This is a genomic window from Streptomyces sp. MZ04 (assembly GCF_004684775.1).
In the GTDB taxonomy this organism is placed as follows: Bacteria; Actinomycetota; Actinomycetes; order Streptomycetales; family Streptomycetaceae; genus Streptomyces.
On sequence record NZ_SRIC01000458.1, the window covers coordinates 1 to 4,048 of the forward strand.

General features: G+C 72.4%; 5 protein-coding genes. 3 read left to right on the plus strand and 2 right to left on the minus strand.

Translation table 11 applies throughout. The features are described from left to right. Positions 1–25: 25 nt before the first annotated feature. The 3 genes from E2651_RS41710 to E2651_RS41720 are packed head-to-tail and all read left to right on the plus strand — an operon-like array spanning position 26 to position 1,660. Positions 26–223, plus strand: a complete 198-nt coding sequence (locus E2651_RS41710) for a Trm112 family protein (protein ID WP_135336478.1) — start codon at positions 26–28, stop codon at positions 221–223. Then, positions 220–1,059 (plus strand): FkbM family methyltransferase, encoded by an 840-nt coding sequence (locus E2651_RS41715; protein WP_135336479.1) that lies wholly within the window; start codon positions 220–222, stop codon positions 1,057–1,059. Before E2651_RS41710 ends, E2651_RS41715 begins: the two co-directional genes overlap by 4 nt. After that, positions 1,040–1,660, plus strand: coding sequence for a hypothetical protein (locus tag E2651_RS41720; protein WP_135336480.1), 621 nt, complete (start codon positions 1,040–1,042; stop codon positions 1,658–1,660). The genes E2651_RS41715 and E2651_RS41720 overlap by 20 nt, the downstream gene beginning before the upstream one ends. On the opposite strand, the gene E2651_RS41725 is transcribed toward E2651_RS41720, so the two are convergent. Together E2651_RS41725 and E2651_RS41730 are read right to left on the minus strand one after the other, a co-directional pair. Then, complete coding sequence (locus E2651_RS41725; protein WP_135336481.1) at positions 1,588–2,796, minus strand: Cmx/CmrA family chloramphenicol efflux MFS transporter; 1,209 nt, start codon at positions 2,794–2,796, stop codon at positions 1,588–1,590. The genes E2651_RS41720 and E2651_RS41725 overlap by 73 nt on opposite strands. Positions 2,797–2,991: 195 nt before the next feature. Continuing rightward, on the minus strand, positions 2,992–3,855 hold the full coding sequence (locus E2651_RS41730) for a hypothetical protein (protein ID WP_135336482.1): 864 nt from the start codon (positions 3,853–3,855) through the stop codon (positions 2,992–2,994). Positions 3,856–4,048: the final 193 nt, after the last annotated feature.

Here is a 4,048-nt window from a genome sequence, read left to right on the forward strand (position 1 = left end):
ATGAGCGTCTCGTGGGCTCGGAGAGGTGTATAAGAGACAGGACAAGGGCCCGCTGCACCTCCTCGAGCCCGAGGAACCCCTCGTGCCGGAGGAGGTCCTCTACAACCCGCGGCTGCGCCGCCGCTACCCGATCATCGACGGCATACCGCAGCTCCTCCCCTCATCGGGCGAGCAGATATCGGAGGACGAGCACGAGCAGCTCCTGAAGCGGATCTCGCCGTGACGGGGCCCGACAAGACCGCGACGGGGCCCCACAAGACCGTCGCCGCCCGCCTCGCCCCGCACCTGCCCGCCCGGATCGTCGGCGCCTTGGCCCGCCTCGTCTACCCCCGCTTCGAACCGGAGCTCGCCCGCCTCGGCGACCTCTGCCCGCCCGGCTGCTCCACGGCGGTCGACGTCGGCGGCTGGTACGGCCCGTGGTCGCGGCGCCTGGCGTCCCGTGCGCGCCGCGTGGTGACCGTGGAGCCGGTGCCGCATCTGGCCAGGCTGCTCGAGGACTCCACGCCCGACAACGTCCGGGTGATCCAGGCCGCGGCCACCGACCGTCCCGGCACGGCGCGCCTCTGGCTGCCGCGCGGCGACCGGGGCGACCGTGGTGTCTCCTCGCTCATCCGCAGGGACATCCACGCGAAGGCCGTCGACGTGCCGTGCCTGACGCTGGACGGCCTTGGCCTGCGCGACGTCGACTTCATCAAGATCGACGTGGACGGCAACGAGCTCCAGGTCCTGCGCGGCGCGCACGATCTGCTCACCCGCGACCGCCCGGCGCTCTTCATCGAACTGGAGTCCCGTATCCAGCCGATCACCCCGATCGTCGACCTGCTCACCCGGCACCACGGCTACCAGGGCTGGGTCCTTCCGTACGACACCTGGCTGCCGCTGGAAGGCTTCGACCTGGAGGCGCACCAGCACGACACGGCGTACGTCGTGTCGCAGGGCCTGTTGCGCAGAGCCCTCACGCCCCGGCACCCCCGGTACGTCAACTCGGTGCTCTTCCTTCCCGGTGGACGCCGCCCGGGAGCCGCCGCGGTGCGCGACCATGGAGCCCATGTCCGCTAGCTCCGCCTCCGCCTCCTCACCGAAGCCCGGCCCGTTCACGCCGCTCGACTTCCAGCTGGTCCTGTTGCGCCGCATGGCCGACCACAACCCGGACCTGGTGGAGGAGGCCCGCCACCAACTGGGCGTCTCCATCGCGGACATGCGCGAGGCCAACCGCCGCTGGCAGGCGATGACCCGTTCCCCTCGCGCACGGGGTTCGGCCTCCCGCTACCGCTCGGTCCTCGGCCCACCGGCCCTGACCGTGCCCCGCCGCATCGGCGACCTGGAGTGCGAGGCCCTGCTGTGGCCGGTGCCGCTCTGGCCCACCCTGCGCTTCGAGGTGCTGCTCGCACCGAACGGCGCCGCGTGGAACGAGTGGCTGGTCCGCACGCCGGGCACCCCCGGACCCGAACTCCACACACTGGACGACCTCACCCCCTGGTCGTGCACGGTCGACGAGGCCGCCCGCGCGTTCGCCCCGGCCCGCCCGATGGAGGGCACGGCGCCCACGCGGTGGCGGCTCGTCCTCACCGCTCCCGATGGCTCGGGTCAACCCCGGCGCTGCGTCGCGGAGTTCACCTGGGGGCTGCTCCAGCGGGTGTCGTTCCCGGACGGCGCCTGACGCCTTCGGAGCGCGATCGCGCCCACCATGAGGGCGAGCGCCACGAGCAGCGCGCTGACCCACAGCGGCGAGCGGTAGCCGAGCCCCGCGCCGAGGGCGAGCCCGCCGCCCACCGGTCCGACGGCCGCGCCCACGTTGAGCGCGGCCGTGGCGAAGCCACCTGCCAGCGTGGGGGCGCCGGTCGCGGCGTACAGCACCTGGGTGATCAGCGCCGAGCCGACGCCGAAGGACAGCGCGCCCTGGACGAGGACGAGCGCGACGGCGGCCACCGGGTTCCCCGCGCTCAGCGCGAGGACCACCCATCCGGCGAGCAGCGCTGACGCGCCGCAGACGAGGAACGGGACGGGCCGCACATCCGCGAACCGCCCGGCGACGGTGACCCCGACGAACGACCCCACGCCGAACAGCGCGAGCAGCACGGGCACCCACCCCTCCTCGAAACCGGTGACGTCGGTGACGAGCGGCGCGAGATAGGTGAACGTACAGAAGGTGGCGCCGTTCACCAGCGCCCCCAGGAGCAGCGTCACAAGGAGCCGCGGGCCGCGCAGCGACCGCAGTTCCCCGCGCGTGCCGGTCCCGGCGGTGTCGGGGTCGCCGGCCGGCACGGACCGGAGGATGGCGACGACGGCGGGCACGGAGACCAGCGCCACCGCCCAGAACGCCGACCGCCACCCCCAGTACTGCCCGAGCAGCGCACCTCCGGGCACACCCGCGACGCACGCGATGGTGACCCCGCCGAGCAGGGCGGAGGTGGCCCGCCCCTTGGCGTTCGGCCCGACCATGCCGGTGGCGGCGACGAGCGCCACGGCGAGGAATCCCGCGTTGGCGAGCGCCCCGACGACACGGGTCGCGAGCAGCACCGCGAAGCTACTGGTCAGCGCCCCGACGACATGGACGAGCAGAAAGGTCACGAGAAAGCCGAGCAGCGCGTTCCGGCGCGGCCAGCGGCGGCTGAGGACGGCCATCAGCGGGGCGCCGACGACCATCCCCACGGCGAAGGCGGAGGTGAGGGTGCCCGCGGTGGAGAGGGACACGTTCAGATCGGCGGCGATGTCCGGGCCGAGACCGGAGAGCATGAACTCGGAGGTGCCTTGCGCGAAGACGGCAAGGCCGAGCATGTAGATGGCAAAGGGCATGAAGGTACTCCGCAAAGGGGGCGCCCCGTAGGGGCGCGAGGAACTGCGTCACTAGCCACGACGCACCCGCAGTGGGCGGGCGACATCGACAGAACTGCTGGCCACCGGACATGCCGGGCCGGTGGCTAAGGTCTGTCGGACTCAGGGCTGGACATGGCGGCACGCTAATCACGCCGCACACACCACGTCCACCGATTAACTCGCGGCGGTAAGAATCTCCTCCGTCACCACTGCCAGCGAGCCCTGGTGCAGGAACAGGAAAAGATTCGGCTCGACGAGTTCAAGCTCCATGACGCAGGGCTCCCCGTTCTCCCCGTCGACGAGGTCCACGCGGGCGTAGAGCAGCTCGGGCGCACCGGGAATCGCCGCCAACGCCCGCTCGGCAACGGCGAGTTCGGCCTCTGTCGGCTCCCACGCCCGCAGATCGGGGTGCGGCATCTTCTCGTCGTCGTACGCCGCCCCCGGCGCAAGGACCGCTCCCTTCTGGACGGCGTGCAGGAACCGCCCGCCGACGAAGACGAGGGCGCGCTCGCCGGTCTCGTCTATGCGGGGCATGTACGGCTGCACGATCGCGGTGAACCCGTCCTCGTGCATCTTCGCGACGTGCCGCCAGGCGACCTCCCGCTCGCCCGCCCCGTAGCGGGCCGCGAGGCGCGCGCCCGCCCCCGACGTGGGCTTGACGACGAACTCGCCGCCACTGTCCGGGAACTCGACCGGGTCACCGGCCCGCAGATAGCGGGTGGGCACGACGGGGACGCCCGCGTCCGCCAGTTCCCCCAGGTACCGCTTGTCGGTGTTCCACCGCACCACGGACGCCGGGTTGGCGAGGACGGTGAGCCGCGCGACGCGCCCCGCCCAGGCCAGGAACTCGGCGCCGCGCCAGCTGTAGTCCCAGGTGGACCGGATGACGACGAGATCGAACCGCTCCCAGTCGACCCGGGGGTCGTCCCAGGTCACGGTGGCCACGTCAGCCCCCGCTTCTCCGAGCGAGCGCGCGAGCTCGGGGAGATCACGGTCGATGCCGGTCTCCAGCTGGGTGCTGCTGGTGACCAGCGCGATCGTGGGGCGGTCGGGTGACACGGAGGCCTCCTGGGGTCGTTTGTGCGCACCGCAGGCTAGCAATCGCTGGACGTGCACCCGACAACGCCCATGCGCAGGTCACCGGGGTGTGCCCCGGAGACGCTCGGGTCGATCAGCGCCCCTCCGCCACAAGCCGCAACACGGCACCGAGCCCCCTCACCGCCCCCGGCGC

Coding starts and splice junctions, on each gene's coding strand:
- E2651_RS41720 (WP_135336480.1), top strand. CDS start 1,040: ATGGAGCCCATGTCCGCTAGCTCCGCCTCCGCCTCCTCACCGAAGCCC.
- E2651_RS41725 (WP_135336481.1), bottom strand. CDS start 2,796: ATGCCCTTTGCCATCTACATGCTCGGCCTTGCCGTCTTCGCGCAAGGC.